Source organism: Micromonospora sp. NPDC049089, from assembly GCF_040648775.1.
Classification (GTDB): domain Bacteria; phylum Actinomycetota; class Actinomycetes; order Mycobacteriales; family Micromonosporaceae; genus Micromonospora.
Genome location: NZ_JBEZEH010000047.1, coordinates 1 through 18,852, shown reverse-complemented (window position 1 = coordinate 18,852; position 18,852 = coordinate 1). Strand labels below are relative to the sequence as shown.

14 protein-coding genes are annotated in these 18,852 nt (G+C 72.5%); 8 read left to right on the top strand and 6 right to left on the bottom strand.

Going from position 1 to position 18,852, the window contains the following annotated elements; all coding sequences use genetic code 11:
* Positions 1 to 24 precede the first annotated feature (24 nt).
* Positions 25 to 1,203, top strand: coding sequence for a MarP family serine protease (locus AB0B48_RS11130; protein ID WP_355005978.1), 1,179 nt, complete (start codon positions 25 to 27; stop codon positions 1,201 to 1,203).
* 19 nt (positions 1,204 to 1,222) lie between these two features.
* Here the strand turns inward: AB0B48_RS11130 and AB0B48_RS11125 are convergent, their stop codons facing one another.
* The 4 genes from AB0B48_RS11125 to eccCa all read right to left on the bottom strand — a co-directional run bounded on the left by AB0B48_RS11125 (position 1,223) and on the right by eccCa (position 8,210).
* On the bottom strand, positions 1,223 to 1,927 hold the full coding sequence (locus AB0B48_RS11125) for a phosphatase PAP2 family protein (RefSeq protein ID WP_357199145.1): 705 nt from the start codon (positions 1,925 to 1,927) through the stop codon (positions 1,223 to 1,225).
* 37 nt (positions 1,928 to 1,964) lie between these two features.
* A complete protein-coding gene (locus AB0B48_RS11120; RefSeq protein ID WP_357199142.1) occupies positions 1,965 to 2,756 on the bottom strand; it encodes a phosphatase PAP2 family protein in 792 nt (263 codons plus the stop codon).
* A gap of 52 nt (positions 2,757 to 2,808) precedes the next feature.
* On the bottom strand, positions 2,809 to 4,149 hold the full coding sequence (gene mycP, locus AB0B48_RS11115) for a type VII secretion-associated serine protease mycosin (RefSeq protein WP_357199139.1): 1,341 nt from the start codon (positions 4,147 to 4,149) through the stop codon (positions 2,809 to 2,811).
* A gap of 74 nt (positions 4,150 to 4,223) precedes the next feature.
* A complete protein-coding gene (eccCa, locus tag AB0B48_RS11110; protein WP_357199136.1) occupies positions 4,224 to 8,210 on the bottom strand; it encodes a type VII secretion protein EccCa in 3,987 nt (1,328 codons plus the stop codon).
* Between the two features lie 101 nt (positions 8,211 to 8,311).
* Between eccCa and eccD the strand changes: the two genes are divergently transcribed.
* Entirely contained in the window at positions 8,312 to 9,715 is a 1,404-nt protein-coding gene (gene eccD, locus AB0B48_RS11105; RefSeq protein ID WP_357199133.1) for a type VII secretion integral membrane protein EccD, read from the top strand.
* A 31-nt stretch (positions 9,716 to 9,746) separates the two neighbouring features.
* On the opposite strand, the gene AB0B48_RS11100 is transcribed toward eccD, so the two are convergent.
* Entirely contained in the window at positions 9,747 to 10,253 is a 507-nt protein-coding gene (locus AB0B48_RS11100; protein ID WP_099849144.1) for an inorganic diphosphatase, read from the bottom strand.
* A gap of 533 nt (positions 10,254 to 10,786) precedes the next feature.
* Between AB0B48_RS11100 and dacB the strand changes: the two genes are divergently transcribed.
* From dacB to tilS, 3 genes are all read left to right on the top strand, one after another.
* Positions 10,787 to 12,262 carry a D-alanyl-D-alanine carboxypeptidase/D-alanyl-D-alanine-endopeptidase gene (dacB, locus tag AB0B48_RS11095; RefSeq protein WP_357199188.1) on the top strand — a complete coding sequence of 492 codons (1,476 nt, stop codon included), beginning with the start codon at positions 10,787 to 10,789 and terminating at the stop codon, positions 12,260 to 12,262.
* Between the two features lie 93 nt (positions 12,263 to 12,355).
* Positions 12,356 to 13,426, top strand: a complete 1,071-nt coding sequence (locus tag AB0B48_RS11090; RefSeq protein ID WP_091403614.1) for a zinc-dependent metalloprotease — start codon at positions 12,356 to 12,358, stop codon at positions 13,424 to 13,426.
* Positions 13,427 to 13,436: 10 nt separating this feature from the next.
* Entirely contained in the window at positions 13,437 to 14,429 is a 993-nt protein-coding gene (gene tilS / locus AB0B48_RS11085) for a tRNA lysidine(34) synthetase TilS (RefSeq protein ID WP_357199129.1), read from the top strand.
* A 15-nt stretch (positions 14,430 to 14,444) separates the two neighbouring features.
* Here the strand turns inward: tilS and AB0B48_RS11080 are convergent, their stop codons facing one another.
* On the bottom strand, positions 14,445 to 15,407 hold the full coding sequence (locus tag AB0B48_RS11080) for a helix-turn-helix domain-containing protein (RefSeq protein WP_203121473.1): 963 nt from the start codon (positions 15,405 to 15,407) through the stop codon (positions 14,445 to 14,447).
* Between the two features lie 99 nt (positions 15,408 to 15,506).
* Here AB0B48_RS11080 and AB0B48_RS11075 point away from each other — a divergent pair, with 99 nt between their 5' ends.
* From AB0B48_RS11075 to ftsH, 3 genes are all read left to right on the top strand, one after another.
* Entirely contained in the window at positions 15,507 to 15,695 is a 189-nt protein-coding gene (locus AB0B48_RS11075) for a hypothetical protein (protein WP_124860879.1), read from the top strand.
* A 100-nt stretch (positions 15,696 to 15,795) separates the two neighbouring features.
* Positions 15,796 to 16,371, top strand: coding sequence for a hypoxanthine phosphoribosyltransferase (gene hpt / locus AB0B48_RS11070; protein WP_091403272.1), 576 nt, complete (start codon positions 15,796 to 15,798; stop codon positions 16,369 to 16,371).
* A 404-nt stretch (positions 16,372 to 16,775) separates the two neighbouring features.
* Positions 16,776 to 18,852, top strand: a 2,077-nt coding sequence (ftsH, locus tag AB0B48_RS11065) for an ATP-dependent zinc metalloprotease FtsH (protein WP_357199125.1), incomplete at its 3' end; no start/stop codon positions are given.

The window sequence follows — 18,852 nt, the reverse complement described above, 5'->3', positions numbered from 1 at the left end:
GCACACTGCCCGTACGCTTGACCCGTGTCCGTCGTGGATCTCGTCCTGCTGCTGCTCATGCTCGTGTTCGCGATCAGCGGATACCGCCAGGGTTTCGTCATCGGCGTCACGTCGTTGTCCGGCTTCTTCCTGGGCCTGCTGCTGGGTCTCCAGCTCGGCCCGCTGTTCGCCAGACAGTTCGTGGACGCCGGCACCCGTGTGCTGATCTCGCTGGTGGCCATCTTCGGGCTGGCAGTGGTCGGGCAGGCACTCGCCGGTTGGCTCGGCTCGCACCTGCGCAAGACGATCACCAGCGACGTGGGCAAACGGGCCGACGACGTCGGTGGGGCGCTCGTCTCGCTGTTCGCGGTGCTCCTGCTCGCCTGGCTGGTCGCCGTGCCGCTCGGCTCGTCCTCGGTGCCCTGGCTCGCCGCCTCGGTCCGCAACAGCGCGTTGATCACGGTGGTCAACCAGGTCCTGCCGGAGCAGGCCCACCAGCTGTCCACGGCGCTGGAGGACACCGTCGACACCGACGGGTTCCCGGACGTCTTCGGTGACCTCGCGCCCACCCGGGCCCGGCAGGTCGACCCACCGGACCCGGCACTGGCCGGCTCGCAGGTGGTGGTCAGCGGTCGGCAGTCGGTCGTCAAGGTGCTCGGCTCCGCGCCCAGCTGCTCACGCCGGATCGAGGGTTCCGGCTTCGTGTACGCGGACGACCGGGTGATGACCAACGCGCACGTGGTGGCCGGCACCCGTTCGGTCGCCGTGGAGCTGGGCGGCGAGCGGTACGACGGCAAGGTTGTGGTCTACGACCCGAGCCGGGATCTGGCGGTGCTGCTCGTGCCTGGGCTGCCCGGGCCGTCCCTGCGGTTCGCCGCCGGCAACGCGGGCAGTGGCTCCGACGCGATAGTGCTCGGCTTCCCGCTCGACGGCCCGTACAACGCGCAGTCGGCGCGGGTCCGGGACGTCGACCGGATCAAGGGCCCGGACATCTACTCGTCCAACGAGGTGACCCGGGAGATCTACACGATCCGGGCGCTGGTCCGCAGCGGCAACTCGGGGGGCCCGCTGCTCTCCGCCAACGGCCTGGTGCTCGGTGTGATCTTCGCGGCGGCGTCCGACGACCCGAACACCGGCTTCGCCGTGACGGCGGCCGAGGCCCGCCCGGTGGCGTTGGCCGGTGCCGAACGCAACAGGCAGGTCGGCACCGGCGAGTGCACCTGAGCGTCGCCGCGAGGTCGGCTCAGCCCTGAGCCGGGGCGGGACGCCTGACGGCCGGTAGCTTCGCCCGGCCCCACCGCAGCCCCCGGTCCAGCACGGCACGGGCCATGATCGCGACGCACGTGCCGCCGTTGACGAAGGACGCCACCACGTCGCTCGGGTGGTGCATGCCCCGGTACATCCGGGTCAGCGCCACGCCCAGCGGCACCATCAGCAGCAGCGTCCACCAGGCGACCTTCGCGCCGGTGCTCCGTGCCCGCAGCACCAGCAGCACGGCGATTCCGACGTAGAGCGCCACCGCCGCCGAGGTGTGCCCGGACGGGAAGCTCGACGTGGGTGGCGAGACGTCCATGTGCTCCACCGCCGGCCGCCGTCGGTCGATCGCCAGCGTGGTCAGAAGGAACACCAGTGCCTGGGCGGTCACCGCCGCGCACAGGAACAGCGGCTCGCGCCAGCGCTTCAGCCAGAGCCGCAGCGCCAACGCCACCAGCACCGTGACCACGACGATCATCTGGGTGCTGGCCAGCGTGCTGAACACCAGCGAGACGTTGTTCCATTCGCCGGTGCGGTCGGCTGCCAGTTCCCGGTTCACCGCGTCCTCGGCGGTGAACGGCCAGGTCTTGGCGAACACCCGGGTGACCAGCACCCCGAGCAGCACCATGAGCCCCAGCAGGAGGGACACCGGCAGCAGCACCCGCCGGAGGATCTGGACCACGGTCTCGGACATGGGTCGCCCAGTACCCGGCCGAGCTCGTCGTCACTCCTCAGGCCGCTCCCGGGTGCCGCTCGACCTCGGGAGCAACGCCGTCGCGGGTCGGCCGGACCGGCCGAAGACCGGTGTGTGCCCGCCAACTGGTGAACGCGGCGGTGGTGGCAGCGACCACTGCCACACCGAGCAACCATCCACCCACCACGTCGCTGGTGAAGTGCACGCCCAGCGTCACCCTGCTCAGCCCGGTCACCACTGTGAGCAGGACCGCCGCCACCCAGAGCGCGGCCCGCGCCACCCCGCGCCGGGCGTAGGGCAGGAGCACCAGCAGCAGCACCCCGGCGGCCAGGGTGGCGTTCAGCGCGTGCCCGGAGGGGAACGAGTAGCCGGCGGCCCGGGCCACCGGGTCCAGCAACTCCGGCCGGTCCCGGCCGACCAGCAACTTGAGCAGCGGACCGACCAACCCGCCGACGACCATTGTGGTGGCCGCCCAGAGGGCCAGCCGACGGGCTCCCCGGCGCAGCAACCAGACCACCAGGAGCAGGACCACGGCGCGCAGTGGCATCGGTGCGAACACCTCGGTCCAGCCTCGCATCAGCGCGACCCAGGCCGGGTGATCCTGGGCGTAGCCGTGCAGCGCGTCGGTGACCGCCGCGTCCAGCCGGTGCAGCGGCGCCCAGGCACCGAGCACCAGCAGGGTGAGCAGCGCGAACGGCACCAGCACCAGGAACGCCGCGGTCGCGGCGAGAGTGAGCCGCAGACCCAGCGCATGGTCCGGGTCGAATCGGCGGCGCCGCCAGGACGGCTGGCCGGTGGGAGCGAGCGTGGGCGGCCGGTGCGTACTCATGGGTCCGTTCTACCCGGCCGGGCAGCCGCTCAGGCCTGCCGGCCGGTCGCGATCAACGGGTCCGCTGACGCAACCGGCGCACCATCAGGGCCGCACCGCCGACCAGAGCGACGAGGAGCACGACAACGACCCACATCTGCTCCGGCGCTGACGTGTCCTGACCGCCCGCCGCCCGAGCCGTCCACCGGCTCTGCTGACCGGATGCGGCGAGACCGAGTGGATCGGCGCCCGCGCCGGCCACCGGATCGTCATCGACCGAGCCGGGCGCCGGACCGAAACCGGTCACGCCCGGCGACGTCTGGTCGTCCAACGGGTTGGCGGTCACCGGCGGCACCTGAGCGGTCAACGCGGCGACCGGGTCGACCACCCCGTACCCGAAGCGGTCGTCCCGCCCGGTCGGGCCCAGGTCCCGGGCGGTGGCCAACAACCGGTTGACCACCTCACCGGCGGGCATCTGCGGATAGCGGGACCGGACCAGCGCGGCGGTCGCCGCCACCAGTGGCGCGGCGAAGCTGGTGCCCTGCACCCGCCAGTACCCGCCCGGAGGCTTGGCGCCGACCAGGCCGCTGGCGGGAGCGGTGAGCACGGTCGCCCGGCCGGTGATCGAGCCGGACCACAGGTTGTCGCTGCTGCGTTCGAGACCGGACACGGCGATCACACCCGGCTCCCGGGCCGGGTACCAGACCTTGGTGCTGGTGGAGGTGGCCAGGTTGCCGGTGCAGGCGATCACGACCACGTCCCGGACGAACGCGTAGTCCAGAGCGGCGGCCAGGGCCGGGCTGTCACCGCTGCCGCCCAGCGACAGGTTGATCACACGGGCGCCGTTGTCGACCGCCCAGCGGACCCCCTGGGCGACGATCAGCGCGTCGTCGTAACGGTTCTCCTCATCCAGCACGCGGACCGGCAGGATCCGGGCGTCAGGTGCGAGGCCGACCACGCCCCGCTTGTCGTCGTTGCGCCCGGCGATCAGGCCGGCGACGGTGGTGCCGTGACCCACCGGATCCGGGCCTGGCGCACCACCGGGGCCGACCAGGTCCTTGCCAGGAAGCACCTGACCAACCAGGTCGGGGTGGTTGCCGTCCACTCCGGAGTCGACCACCGCCACTGTCACGCCCCGGCCGGTCGAGCTGCGCCACGCCGTTTCGGCCTGCAACTCGTCGAGCTGCCACTGCTCGTCGCGGACCTGATCGGTGCGGGCGACGGCGTCACCGGGGGCGAACGCCATCGGCGCGCCGGCGAGCTGTCCACCGTTCGTGGGCGCGGCGACCGGCACGACTGCCGCGGTCGGAGCCACGACGGCAAGCGCCGCGGCCACGCCGAGCAGCGCCCTGCTGGTCGCTCGTCGGGCCGCCGACGGACCGCTGTGCCGCACCCCAGTCACATACCCAGCCATTCATCCCGACGGAACCATGACGATCGGAGATTACCGGTTTCCCCACCCGTCACGGGAAGAACCGGCGAGTCAGGTCATTGCGGCGGCAGTTGTGCCAGCTGAACAAGGCGTACGCCCTCCCGTCGGGTGACCAGCCGACCACGCCCCGGCGGCAGCGGTCCGGGTCGCACCGACCCGACGAGTGCGCCCTCCTCGGGGCTGCCCGCCATCACCAGGCCGGCCGTGGACAGCTCCCGCAGGCGCTGCACGATCGGCTCGTACTGGGCCCGGCTCGCCCCACCGGACCGGCGGGCCAGCACCAGGTGCAGCCCGATGTCCCGGGCGTGCGGCAGATGCTCCTCCAGTGCGCGTAACGGGTTCGCCGGCCCCGCCGCCACCAGGTCGTAGTCGTCCACCAGCACGAACAGCTCCGGCCCGGACCACCAGGACCGGTCCCGCAACTGCTGCGGGGTGACCTCCGGCCCGGGAGCCCGCCGCTCCAGGTACCCGGCGGCCGACTCGACCAGGTCGGCGGTGTGAGCCGCCGCGGTGCCGTACCCGATCAGGTGTGGCGTCTCGATGGCACCGAGCAGGCTGCGCCGGTAGTCGACGAGGATCACCCGGGCCTGCTCGGGAGTGAACCGGGTGATGATCGACGTGGCCAGCGCGCGCAGGAACGACGACTTGCCGCACTCCGAGTCCCCGAAGACCACGAAGTGCGGCTCGGTGGCGAAGTCGATCGACACCGGGCGCAGGTCCGCCTCCGCGATCCCGATCGGCAACCGCAGCCCGGTCGTCGAGGTGAGGCCCAGATCGGCGTACGGCAGCACCGGCGGGAGCAGCCGCACCCGGGGCGCCCGAGCACCCGCCCACCCGTCGGCGGCCCTCTTGACCAGGTCGGCGGTGTCTCCGCCGTCGGTGCCGAGCTGCGGCAGCGCGGTGAGGAAGTGCAGGCCCTCAGCGGTCACCCCTCGGCCCGAGCGCTCCGGCACGTTGGCGGCCGCACGCCGGGCCACCAACGAGTCGGCCGGGTCACCGAGGCGCAGCTCCAGCCGGGAGCCGAACAGGTCCCGGATCGCCGGGCGGAAATCCAGCCAGCGCAGCCCGGTGGCGACCACGTGCAGCCCGTACGACAGGCCCCGGGTGGCCAGGTCGGTGACGAGTGGCTCCAGGTCGTCGTACTCGCCGCGGATGGTGGTCCACCCGTCGATCACCAGGAACACGTCGCCGTACGGGTCGGTGCCCGGCTGGCCCCCGGTCCCCGCTGCCGCTCGACGCTGCCGGTACGCGGCCATCGACTCCACGCCCAGCTCGGCGAAGCGGCGTTCCCGGTCGACCAGCAGGGTGGTCATCTCGCCGACGGTGCGTCGTACGGCGGTCGGGTCGGCGCGGCCGGTCACCCCGCCGACGTGCGGAAGGTCGCGCAGCGCGGCCAACCCGCCGCCGCCGAAGTCGAGACAGTAGACCTGCACCTCGGCCGGTGTGTGGGTGAGCGCCAGCGCGCAGATCAGCGTGCGCAGGGCGGTGGACTTGCCGCTCTGCGGCGCGCCGACCACCGCGACGTGGCCGGCAGCGCCGTCCAGCGCCAGCCAGAGCAGGTCCCGGCGCTGCTCCAATGGTTTGTCCACCACCGCCATCGGCACACCGAGTGCCCCGTGCAGCTCAGGGTTGCCCACTGTCAGCCCGCGTTTCGGGTGCACCTCCACCGGACCGAGCAGCTCGTCCAGGGCGGGCGGCTGGCCGAGCGGCGGAAGCCAGACCTGGTGCGCCGGCGGGCCCTGCCCGACGAGCCGGTCCACCAGCAGGTCGAGCAGCGTCCTGGTGCCCTCCTCCTCCGCCACGACGGGCAGGGCCGGGGTCGCCGGCTCGGGTACCGGTACGACGTGGGTGGTGAAGGTGAGCAGCCGCGCGCCTCCCTCGGTGGCGACGCCGCCCGGCGCGGCCCGACGGCGGACGGCACCGGAGACGTACGCGGCCTTGAAGCGGGCCAGCGGGTCGGTGCCGGCACGCAGGTAGCCGTGGCCCGGTGAGCGGGGCAGCTCGTGCGCGTCCGCCACGCCGAGCACCGTCCGGGACTCCAGCGCCGAGAAGGTGCGCAACCCGATCCGGTACGAGAGGTGGGTGTCCAACCCACGGAGCCGGCCCTCCTCCAGGCGCTGGCTGGCGAGCAGCAGGTGCACGCCGAGCGACCGACCCAGCCGTCCGATCTGCACGAAGAGGTCGATGAAGTCGGGCTTGGCGGAGAGCAGCTCCGAGAATTCGTCGCAGATCAGCAGCAACGACGGCAGCGGGGCGAGGGGACTGCCGGCCGCCCGGGCCCGCTCGTAGTCGCGCACGCTGGCGAAGTTGCCCGCCCTCCGCAGCAGCTCCTGGCGGCGGACCAACTCCCCGTTGATCGCGTCCACCATGCGATCGACAAGGGGCAACGCGTCGGCCAGGTTGGTGATCACGGCCGCGGTGTGCGGCAGCCGGTCGAACGAGGTGAAGGTGGCGCCACCCTTGAAGTCGACGAGCACGAAGTTGAGCTGCTCGGAGCTGTGCGTGGCGGCGAGCCCCAGCACCAGCGTGCGGAGCAGCTCGGACTTGCCGGAGCCGGTCGCCCCGATGAGCAGGCCGTGCGGGCCCATGCCGTCCTGGGCGGACTCCTTGAGGTCCAGCTCGATGGCGCCGCCGTCCGCGCCCACACCGATCGGCACCCGCAACCGGTCCCGTGCCGAGCGCGGCAACCAGCCCTGTTCCGCGCTGAAGCTCTCCGGGTCACCGAGGCCGAGCAGCTCGGGGAGGCCCAGGTCGGCCTGGAGTGGGGAGTCCGGCCCGCGGGCCGCGCCGGCGAGCCGCAGCGGTGCCAACCGTCGGGCGACCGCCTCGGCGTCGGCCAGGTCCAGCTGGTCGGCGGTGCCCACCTCGGCGTGCCCGTCGGACGACCGCGAGTGCAGCCGCCGGCCGTGCAACTCCAGCAGCAGCGCGTACCGGTCCAGCAGTCGGGGCGGCGGGGTGTCCAGGTCCAGCACGGTGACCGCGTCGATGCCGCCGTCGCCGGTCAGGTCACTGGCACCGGTCAGGTCGCCGCCGTCGAGGACCACCACCACGTGCTGGCCGTCGGTGGCCGGGCCGGCCGGGCTGAACCGGGACCGGGTGGCCAGGACGTCTGCCAGCAGCGACTCCAACTCGGCGGCCGAGCTGGTGACCAGGCGTACCGGGCCGAGCGCGTCGGCGCGGCCGGGATGGTGAGCGTGCGGAAGCCACTTCACCCACTCCCAGCAGGCGCGGCGCTCCGGCCCGGCACAGACCGCGACGAGCAGCTCGTCGGGGGCGTGGAAGACGGCCAGCTGGGTCAGCACGGCCCGGACCAGCGCCTGCGCCGCCGGGTCGCCGGTGGGTGGCCCGCCGGTGGTCGGGGCGGTCGCGGTCCGGCCACGGGCGGCGGAACGCACGTGCACCCGGGCGAAGCTGCGCAGCGACAGCGCCACCGGCAGGTCAGGCACCACTGAGTACGCGTCCAGGAAGCGGCGCAGCGCGCCGGCGGTCATCGGCTCGAGCTCCTCCAGCGGCCGGGTGACCGGTGGGACCAGTGGGGTGGCCAGGGTCTGCGGCCCGACAGCGACCCGCACCACAGCGAAATCGGGGTCGGCGGGGCGACGTTCCCAGACCCGGTGGCTGTCCACCGTCGACCACAGCCGGCCCGGATCCGGGTGCCGGTAGTAGAGCCCGGCCCGTTGCTGGCCCGCGGTCCGCCGTACCCGCCGCCGCAGTGTGGCCAGGTGGCGCAGGTACTCCCTGCGGGCGGCCATCATCTCGGACTTCTTCGGGGTGCCGGAGGCGCTGCCCCAGGACGTCACCAGCATTGCCAACGAGGAGAGCCCGAACATGCCGCCCACCACGTACGAGTAGGCCCCGCCGCCCCGGCCGAACATCATCGCCATCGCCACGGTGCCGCCGAGCATGGGCAGCAGCATGAGCATCTGCTGCCACCGCCCGCCGGTCACCACGGGGATCTCCGGTGGCGCGTCGACCGACAGCTCACCGGCGGGAATCTCCGGCGCTGGTCGGCGCGGTGGGCGCTTGATGACGACGGTGGACACTCGGCCTCCTGACAGCGCTGGGTAACCCGAGCCTGGCTCATGGTAGGTAAAGTCCTGTCGTCCGCGCAGCCTCCGATCCCAGTCGATATGGAGACCAGTCGATGACTACCGGGCTGGCACGCGTCACCATCAGCGCGCCGCAACGACGGGTGGACGTCGCCCTGCCGGAGCAGGTGCCCCTGGCTGAGCTGCTGCCCGACGTGCTCCGGCACGCCGGTGTCGGGCTCGCCGACGACGGCGAGCAGCACGGCGGTTGGGTCCTCCGCCGCACCGACGGGGCGCTGCTGGTGACCGCACAGGCGCTGCTGCCGCAGGGGGTCCGCGACGGTGAGGTGCTGCACCTCGTGCCGGCCCGCGCGCACTGGCCCGAGTTGGAGTACGACGACGTCATCGAGGCCATCGCCGACGGTGCTCGCCGCCGCGGCGGCGCCTGGTCGCCGACCGCCACCCGGGCAGCCGGTCTGGCAGGCGCCGCCGTACCGCTCGCGGTCGGACTGCTCGCGCTGCTCGCCGGCGGTCCGACGCACCGGGCCGGCTGGCTGGCGGCCGCCGCGGTGGCGCTGGTGCTCACCGTGGCCGGCACTGTGGCCTCCCGCGCCAACGGCGACGGCACCGCCGGGGCGACGCTCGGCGGCTACGCGCTGCCCTACGCGCTCACGGCCGGTGCCCTGGCCGTCGGCTCCGGTGATCCGGTCGGGCCGATCGGGCCGGCCCGCTGGGTGGGCGCTCCCGAACTGCTGGCCGGCTCGGTCGCGCTGCTGCTGGTGGCGTTGATCGGTCTCCTCGGAGTGGCCAGTCGGCTACGGGTCTTCGTGGCCGGCGTCACTGTCGGCCTGATCGGCGCGGGGGCCGCGCTCGGTGGGCTGCTGACGACCACTGCCGGTACGGCGGCGGTGCTGCTCAGCGCACTGGTCTTCGCCGTCGGCGTCATCCCGCTGCTGGCCATCCGGCTGGGCAAGCTGCCGCTGCCGCCGATCACCCTGCCGGCCGCCACCCCCGCCGAGGAGCCGGAGCGGGTCCGGGATCTGCCGGACCGGGGCCGGGTGCTCGCGGCGGTGATCCGCACCGAGGAGATGCTCACCGGGATGCTCATCGGCCACGCGCTGCTGGTGGTGGCCACAGCGGTCGTCCTCGTGGTCGCCGGTGGCACGGCGGGCCGGGTGCTGGTGGCGGTCACCTCGGCTGTGCTGCTGCTGCGGTCGCGGCTGTTCGTGGCGCTGCGACACCGGGTGCCGACGGTGCTCGCCGGGCTGGCCGGCTACGCGGCGCTGGGTGCCGTGCTGGTCGGTCGGGCCGACGAGACCGGGCGACTGGTGTTGGTTCTGGGCGGGGCGGCGCTGGCCCTGGTGGCGGTCGCCAGCGGCACCGGGTACGCCCGCCGGCCGGTCTCGCCGTACCTCGGGAGGGTCGCGGACCTCACCGACACGGCCCTGGTGGTCGCCGTGGTGCCGATCGCCTGCGCGGTGCTCGACCTGTACGACAGGGCCCGAGGGTTGCTCGGTTGAGCGACCCTCGGGCCCTGTGCGTCAGCGTTCGTCAGTGCATGGATTCGCCGCGCGCCTCGGCGTCGCGGGCCCGCTTGTAGGAGGCGTGGATCTCGGCCTCGGCCTCGGTACGGCCGACCCAGGTCGCGCCCTCCACCGACTTGCCGGGCTCCAGGTCCTTGTAAACCTCGAAGAAGTGCTGGATCTCCAGGCGGTCGAACTCGCCCAGGTGGTGGATGTCGCGCAGGTGCTCCTGGCGAGGGTCCTCGTAGGGCACGCAGAGGACCTTGTCGTCCCCGCCCTTCTCGTCGGTCATCCGGAACATGCCGATGGTGCGGCAGCGGATCAGGCAGCCCGGGAAGGTCGGCTCGGGGACCAGCACGAGGGCGTCCAGCGGGTCGCCGTCCTCACCCAGGGTGCCCTCGATGAACCCGTAGTCGGCCGGGTACTGGGTGGAGGTGAAGAGGGTGCGGTCCAACCGGATCCGGCCGGTCTTGTGGTCCACCTCGTACTTGTTCCGGTGACCTTTGGGGATCTCAACCGTCACGTCGAAATCCATCTGCACGCTCCCTCGTCTGCCCACGCTGGCTAACGGAACCACTGGCGGCCCTCCGGACAGGTGAATGCCCACCCGCCGACTCCGGCCGCCGCATAGTCTTCGGACCGAAGTAGTGTCACCCAAGCCGATTTTCGCTGGGGGAGGAGGGGGTCGTGGGGAGGGAAGATTCACACTACCGCCCGGATGGGGGCTCCGCGCACGGTACCGGACGATCCGGCTCCGGCAGTGCCAAGGGGCGGGTCCCGGTGCCGGAGGCGCACCTCCCACGGGCTCCCGAAGTAACGACCCCGGCACCGGAGACGGTGCCTGAGCGGCCCCCGCCGCTGCCCTGGAGCCCACCGGTGGGGCCGGCATCGCCCGCTCCGAACGCGGGTCGCTTCCCGGTAGCCGGCGGAGACCAACCGGTGAGCGGCCCGCCACGCGGCAGTGCCACGGTCCCGGTGAGCCCTGCGCCGGTCAGCCCGTCGTTCGGTCCTGGGCCGACCGCCCCCGACCCAGGTGAGGTCCCCCCGGTGGGGCCGCCGATCTCCGCGTTGCCGGCACCCGCCGACGCCGCGCCAGCGCCAGCGCCCGCACCCGCCGCGCCGCGCCGCCGGAGACGGCTGCCGGTGGTGCTGGCCGCCGTGCTCCTGCTGGTGCTCGCCAGCGTCGGAGTCGTGATCACCCGTCCCGGCCCGGTCGCCGGGTGGCTGGGCGACGATGCCGGGTCCGGGCCGAACGCGGTCGGCGTGACTCCGGAACCCGCCCCGTCGGACGTGCTGAGCGGCCCGGATCCGAACGCCCCGGTGCCCACCCCGGACGGGGTTCGGGCCGTGCTCGATCCACTGGTCGGCGTCGCCGCCCTGGGCGACCGGGTGAACGTCTCGGTCGCCGACGTGATCACCGGTCAGACGTTGTTCGCCAAGGGGGCGGACGACGGCACAGTGCCCGCCTCGGTGACGAAGCTGGCGACCGCGGTGACGGTGCTGGCGGCCCGGGGGCCCGGCTACCGGATTCCTACCCGTGCCGTGGCCGGCGCGAAGGCCGGCGAGGTGGTGATCATCGGGGGTGGTGACCCGACCCTCGCGATCAACAAGAAGGGTTACTACCCGGGCGCGGCGCGCCTCGACGATCTGGCCGCCCAGGTGCGTACCGCGCTCGGCGGCACGCCCCCGACCAGTGTCACGGTCGACGGTTCGGTCTACTCCGGCCCGGTCTACGGCCCCGGCTGGGACGACGACATCCCCACCGGCGGTTCGGGGGGTGCGGTGACCGCGCTGATGACCGACGGTGCGCGTACCGACCCGGGCGTCGAGCACGGGTCCGCCCCGCGGTTCGCCGAGCCGGACCTGGCCGCCGGCAGGGCGTTCGCCCGGTTGCTCGGGGTGCCGACCGACTCCGTGAAGCGGGGCGCGGCCCCGCCCCAGGCGGCGGCCGGTGCCAGCCCGGCACCGGGCACCGAACTGGGCGTGGTGCAGTCCCCGCCGCTGATCAGGCTGGTCGACGTCATGATCAGCGAGAGTGACAACCTGGTGGCCGAGGCTCTCGCCCGGCAGGTCGCGTTGGCCCGCGGTCAACCCGCCTCGTTCGACGGCGGCGCCGCCGCCATGGACGCCGAGGTGGCGGAGCTTGGCCTGCCCGCTGACGAGATCAGCGTCTCCGACGGCAGCGGCCTGTCCCGGCTCAACCGGATCAGCCCGTCGCTGCTGACCGATCTGATCCGCCTGGCCGCCAGTCCGGACCATCCGGAGCTGGCCGGCGTCTTCGGTGGTCTGCCGGTTGGCGGCTGGTCCGGGACCCTGAACGAGCGCTACCGCACCGCCGCCGGCACCGCTGCGGGCGCGGGCAGCGTCCGGGCCAAGACCGGCACCCTGACCGGCGTGCACTCCGTCGCGGGCCTGGTCACCACCGCCGACGGTCGGCTGTTGACCTTCGCGGTGCTCACCGACAAGGTGCCGGGGGACCGGGACACCGCCCAGCCGGCACTGGACCGGATCGCCGCCGCGTTGGCCGGCTGCGGCTGCGGCTGACCGTCGCCGGTTCGGGGGCGACGCGGTCGTCATCGGCGTCGATCGAGGGCGCGAGCCCGGGCCGGGGTGTCGCGGCGCGGGTACGGTGGGTTCATGGCGCAGTTCGTGGACTGGGATCTGGCCGCCGCCACCGCGGGGGCGTTGAGCAAGTCTGGCCCCCGCGTGTCGTACGCGGAAGCCACCGACGTGGTCGGCGACCTGCGTCGGCTGACCGACGAGGCGGCCGGGCACGTGGCCGACTACACGGGGTTGCGGGCGCAGGTGTCGCATCCGCCGGTCCGGGTGGTCGACCGCCGCGACTGGGCCGCGACCAACATCGCCGGTCTCCGCGAGGTGATCACACCGCTGGTGAGTCGGCTCTCCGGCGACAAGCAACCGGGCGCGTTGACCGAGGCGATCGGTTCCCGGCTCACCGGGGTGCAGGCCGGGACGGTGCTGGCCTACCTCTCCGGCCGGGTGCTCGGCCAGTACGAGGTCTTCTCGGCCGACCCGGGCCAGCTGCTGCTGGTCGCGCCGAACATCGTCGAGGTGGAGCGCAAGCTCGGCGCCGACCCTCGGGACTTCCGGCTCTGGGTGTGTCTGCACGAGGTCACCCACCGCACCCAGTTCACGGCCGTGCCGTGGATGCGGGCCTATTTCCTCAGCGAGGTGCAGGCGTTCGTCGACGCCTCGTCCAGCGGAAGCGAGCATCTGGTCGAGCGGTTGCGGCGCGGGGTGGCCACGTTGTCCGACGCGGTCCGTGATCCGGAGAGCCGCACCAGCGTGCTGGACATCGTGCAGACCCCGGCGCAGCGGGCCGTACTGGACCGGCTCACCGCGTTGATGACCCTGCTGGAGGGGCACGCCGAGTTCGTGATGGACGGCGTCGGCCCGCAGGTGATCCCGAGCGTGGAGCGGATCCGGGCGTCGTTCAACCGACGCCGGGAGGCGGGCAACCCGCTGGAGAAGGCGATCCGCCGGCTGCTCGGCGTGGACGTCAAGATGCGCCAGTACGCCGAGGGGCGCAAGTTTGTGCACGGGGTGGTGGAACGCGTCGGCATGGACGGCTTCAACTCGATCTTCAACTCGCCGCTGACTCTGCCTCGGCTGTCGGAGTTGGGTGACCCGGACGCCTGGGTTGCCCGGGTGCACGGCCCGGCCGGCACCATCCCGGCCGCTGGCTGACCACCCGCCGGTGGCCGCGCTCGCTCCGCCGGTGGCCGCGATCCGGGTGGCGGTCCGCCGCGCACTGACGGGTCTGCCGTCCGGCGGGCCGGTGCTGGTCGCCTGCTCCGGTGGTGCCGACTCGCTCGCGCTCGCGGCGGCCACCGCCTTCGTGGCGCCACGGCTGGGCCGCGCCGCGGGGCTCGTCACCGTCGACCACGGCTTGCAGGACGGCTCCGCGGAGCGTGCCGAGGCGGTGGCCATCTGGGGGCGAGGGGTCGGGTTCGTGTCGACGACTGTGGCCCGGGTGGAGGTGGCCGGGCGTCCCGGCGGGCCGGAGGCGGCCGCCCGCGAGGCCCGCTACCAGGCGCTGACCGAGGCGGCCCGGCAACAGAACGCCGTCGCGGTGCTCACCGGGCACACCCGTGACGACCAGGCGGAGACGGTGCTCCTCGCGCTCGCCCGGGGCGCCGGCCCACGCGGGCTGGCCGGAATGCCCGCCCGCCGCGACCTGGGCGGGGTGCCACTGCTGCGTCCGCTGCTGGAGATCGGTCGGGACCAGACCCGCGCCGCCTGCGCCGTCCTCGGGCTGAGCCCGTGGCAGGACCCGCACAACAGCGACCCGTCGTACGCCCGGTCGAGGGTGCGGGGCGACCTGCTGCCGGCGCTGGTGCGGGCGCTCGGGCCGGGTGTGGTGGACAACCTGGCGCGTACCGCCCGGCTGGTGGCCGCCGACAACGCCGCGCTCGACGAGTTGGCGGGGACGGCTCTGGCGGCGGCCCGGTGCCCCGACGGAGGGCTGTCCGTACCGGCGCTGCTCGGCCTGGTTCCCGCCGTACGCGGCCGGGTGCTGCACTCCTGGGCCCGCGAGTTGGGCGCGCTGCCCGGTGCCCTGTCGCACCGGCACGTTGCCGCTCTGGACGCCCTGGTGACCGATTGGCGCGGTCAGGGCCCGACCGACCTGCCCGGCGGCGTACGGGTGCTCCGCCGCGACGGCCGGCTGGCATCGGTGCGCCCCGCCTGACCTGACCGGCCGGTCTCAGCCGCTGTGTGCCCGGTCCCGGAAGGTGGTCCGGTAACTGTGTGGGGTGGCACCGACCCGGCGACTGAAGTGGTGGCGCAACGCGGCCGCGTCGCCGAAGCCGGACTGGTCGGCGACCGCCTCCACGCTCAACGGGGTCTCCTCCAGCAGCCGCCGGGCGAGCAGCACCCGCTGGTTGGTGAGCCAGTCGTGCGGGGTGGTGCCGGTCTCGGCGCGGAACCGGCGGGCGAACGTGCGGGGTGCCATGCCGGCGCGGGCGGCCAACTCCTCCACTGTGATCGTCCGGTCCAGGTGGCCCATCAGCCACTCCAGCACCGGTTCGAGGGTGGGTGCTTCGGGCGCCTTCGGGATGGGCGCCTCGACGTACTGGGACTGGCCGCCGTCGCGGTGCGGCGGGACCACCATCCGCCGGGCCAGCCGGGTCGCGGTGGCCGAGCCGTGCTCCTGGCGGATCAGGTGCAGGCAGGCGTCGATTCCGGCCGCCGTGCCTGCGCTGGTGAGCAACCGACCGTCCTGTACGTAGAGCGAGTTGCACCGCACCCGGGCGCGCGGATGCCGGCGTTGCAGCTCGTCCACGTACCGCCAGTGGGTGGTGCACTCGCGGTCGTCGAGCAGCCCGGCCTCGCCGAGCAGGAAGGCTCCGGAGCAGACGCTGAACAGGTGCGCTCCGCGGGCGTCGGCCCGGCGGAGCGCGTCGAGCACCGGGCCGGGGACCGTGGTGCCCTGGCTGTGCGCGGGGATGGCCACCAGGTCGGCCTCGTCGACCGGGCCGAGGTCGGCGTGTGGGGTGAGGTGGAAGCCGGACGAGGTACGCACGGGAGCGCCGTCCGGGCTGCACACCTGGAAGCGGTAGGCGGGGAAACCGTCGGCTGTCCGGTCGGTGCCGAACACCTCGGCGAGCACGCCGAGCTCGAAGGGAGCGACCTGGTCGAGGGCGAGGACGGCAACGGACCGCAGCATGTGACGAGGGTAACCCGACAGGTGGCAGTAAATCGATGACCACTGGCATTCCTGCCACTGTCCGATCGCTTCGCGAGGTCGCAGACTTGTCTCAGTCCGGTGCGCACCGGCGGCGAAACCGACAGCAATCATGCGAAAGCGAGCGCCGCCATGGAGTTCCTGTTCATCCTCCTGTTCCTCGTCCTCCTCGCCGCCGCCTCGGCGGCCGGCCTCACCGTCGACAGCCACGATTCGGCCGACTGGAAGCCGAGCGACGATGGCCGCCGCTGGCGGTCACGCACCAACTGATGTGATTAGCGTTGTTTGCGCAGAAAATCCTCGGCGGGACCGCGCCAAAAGGTGCGGCCCCGCCGACGGAGGCCATCCGACGTACGGCAGGCTAGGAGTCATGGCTGACGGCTCCTGGTACGACGCCGACATCGACCACGTGATCATCTCCGAGGCGCAGATCCGCGAGAAGACGGCGGAGCTGGCCAAGCAGGTCTCCGCCGACTACTCCCACGTGGGCGACGGGCTGCTGCTGGTGTGCGTACTCAAGGGCGCGGTGATGTTCATGGCGGACTTCGCCCGGGCGCTGGGCCGCAACGGCCCGCCGGCGGAGCTCGACTTCATGGCCATCTCGTCCTACGGCCAGGGCACCACCTCCTCCGGGGTGGTCCGCATCCTCAAGGATCTGGACCGGGACATCGCCGGTCGGCACGTGATCGTCGTCGAGGACATCGTCGACTCCGGGCTCACGCTCTCCTGGCTGCTGCGCTACCTCGAGTCGCGCTCGGCGGCGAGTGTCGAGGTGGTCGCCCTGTTCCGCAAGCCGGACGCGGTGAAGGTGCCGGTACCGGTGAAGTACGTCGGCTTCGACATCCCCACCGAGTTCGTGGTCGGGTACGGCCTCGACTTCGCTGAGCGCTACCGGGAGCTGCCGTACGTCGGGGTGCTCAAGCCCGAGGTCTACGCCCGCTCCTGACGTCGGGCCGACCCGTCGCGACGGCCCGCGGGTCGACATGAGCCCGACTTGTATCGGCATCCATCAAGCCGACGTTCAGCGCGCTCTCAGCTGATGCGGTTACCGTGTAGCACGGTGGCCCGGAGGTTCCTCCGCGCTCGACCCACTCGATCGCGTGACCGGGCGCTCGGGTGGCCGAGCCGGACTCCCCGCCACGCCGGCTTGATGGTGCACGACTGCGGGGCTCGCAAGCTCACGCCTCGCGTACACGGTGTACCGTCGAATGACCGCGGCGCGGTAGTTTTCGCGCCTCGGGGTCGAGTCGGCCCGCACGGCGGCTCCGGCCGCCGCTCAATGCGGCGACACCATCAGACGGTCAGGACGTCGATCAGGAGGATGCGGGCGCCCCGGCGCTCGACAACAGTATGGAACGTACGCGTTTCTTCCGCCGACCGGTGGTCTGGATCATCCTGGTCATCCTCGGCGCCGTTGTGCTCAGTCAGCTGTTCACCAGTGGTCCCAGCTACCACCGCGTGGACACTTCCGTTGCGCTCGATCAACTGCACACCGCCAAGATCAACAAGGTGGTCTTCCAGGACAAGGAGCAGACGCTCCAGCTGGACCTGGCCCAGAAGACCAAGTTCGGCAAGACCGAGACCAACAAGATCGAGGCCCAGTTCCCGTACCAGGCTGGCGACCAGATCTGGAACGAGGTGCTGGACGCCAAGGCGAACAACCGGGTCACCGGCCCGGCCGACGCCAAGGTCTCCTCGGACAGCATCTGGGTGAGCCTGCTGGTCAACCTGCTGCCGATCGCGCTGCTCGTGCTCCTGCTGCTGTTCTTCATGTCGCAGATGCAAGGTGGCGGCTCCCGGGTGCTCAACTTCGGCAAGTCCAAGGCCAAGATGATCACCAAGGACACTCCGAAGACGACCTTCGCGGACGTCGCGGGTTCCGAGGAGGCCGTCGAAGAGCTGTACGAGATCAAGGACTTCCTGCAGAACCCGGCCAAGTACCAGGCCTTGGGCGCCAAGATCCCGAAGGGCGTGCTGCTGTTCGGCCCGCCCGGCACCGGCAAGACGCTGCTGGCCCGCGCGGTCGCCGGCGAGGCCGGGGTGCCCTTCTACTCCATCTCCGGCTCCGACTTCGTGGAGATGTTCGTCGGCGTCGGCGCCAGCCGGGTCCGTGACCTCTTCGAGCAGGCCAAGACGAACGCCCCGGCGATCGTCTTCGTCGACGAGATCGACGCCGTCGGCCGGCACCGTGGTGCCGGCATGGGCGGCGGCCACGACGAGCGGGAGCAGACGCTCAACCAGCTGCTCGTCGAGATGGACGGCTTCGACACCAAGGGTGGCGTCATCCTGATCGCGGCCACCAACCGGCCGGACATCCTCGACCCGGCGCTGCTGCGCCCGGGCCGGTTCGACCGGCAGATCCCGGTGGACGCCCCCGACATGGAGGGCCGCAAGGCCATCCTGCGGGTGCACGCCAAGGGCAAGCCGTTCACGCCCGACGTCGACCTCGACGCGGTGGCCCGTCGCACGCCGGGCTTCAGCGGCGCCGACCTGGCCAACGTGATCAACGAGTCGGCCCTGCTCACCGCCCGCAAGGAGCAGCGCGCCATCTCCAACGACTCGCTCGAAGAGTCGATCGACCGGGTGGTCGCCGGTCCGCAGCGGCGGACCCGGGTGATGAGCGACAACGAAAAGAAGATCACCGCGTACCACGAGGGTGGCCACGCGTTGGTCGCCTGGGCGCTGCCGCACGCCGCGCCGGTGCACAAGGTGACGATCCTGTCCCGTGGCCGCTCGCTGGGCCACACCCTGGTGCTCCCCACCGAAGACAAGTACACGCAGACCCGCGCCGAAATGATCGACACCCTGGCGTACGCGCTGGGCGGTCGCGCTGCCGAGGAACTGGTCTTCCACGAGCCGACCACCGGTGCCGGCAACGACATCGAGAAGGCCACCCAACTGGCCCGCGCGATGATCACCCAGTACGGCATGAGCTCCAAGCTCGGCGCGATCAAGTACGGCACCAGCGGGGACGAGCCGTTCCTCGGCCGCAACATGGGCCACGAGCGGGACTACTCGGACTCGGTGGCCGCCGAGATCGACGGCGAGATGCGGGCACTGGTCGAGCTGGCGCACGACGAGGCCTGGGAGATCCTGGTGGAATACCGGGACGTCCTGGACAACATCGTGCTCGAGCTGATGGAGAAGGAAACTCTCTCCACGGCCGACATGGCGCGGATCTGCTCCCGGGTGGTCAAGCGCCCGCCGCTGGCGCCGTACAACGGCTTCGGCAAGCGTCAGCCCTCCACCGAGCCGCCCGTGCTCACCCCTGCGGAGAAGGACAAGCTCAAGGCACAGGCCCAGGCCGACGGCGCGCAGGCGTCGGTTGGGGTCGTTGTCCTCCCGGCCGGCGTACGCGTCGGCGAGTCGGAACACGTCCTTCGGGTCGCCCTCGGCGAGCTTGTCGATCGCCTGGGCCAGCTCCTGC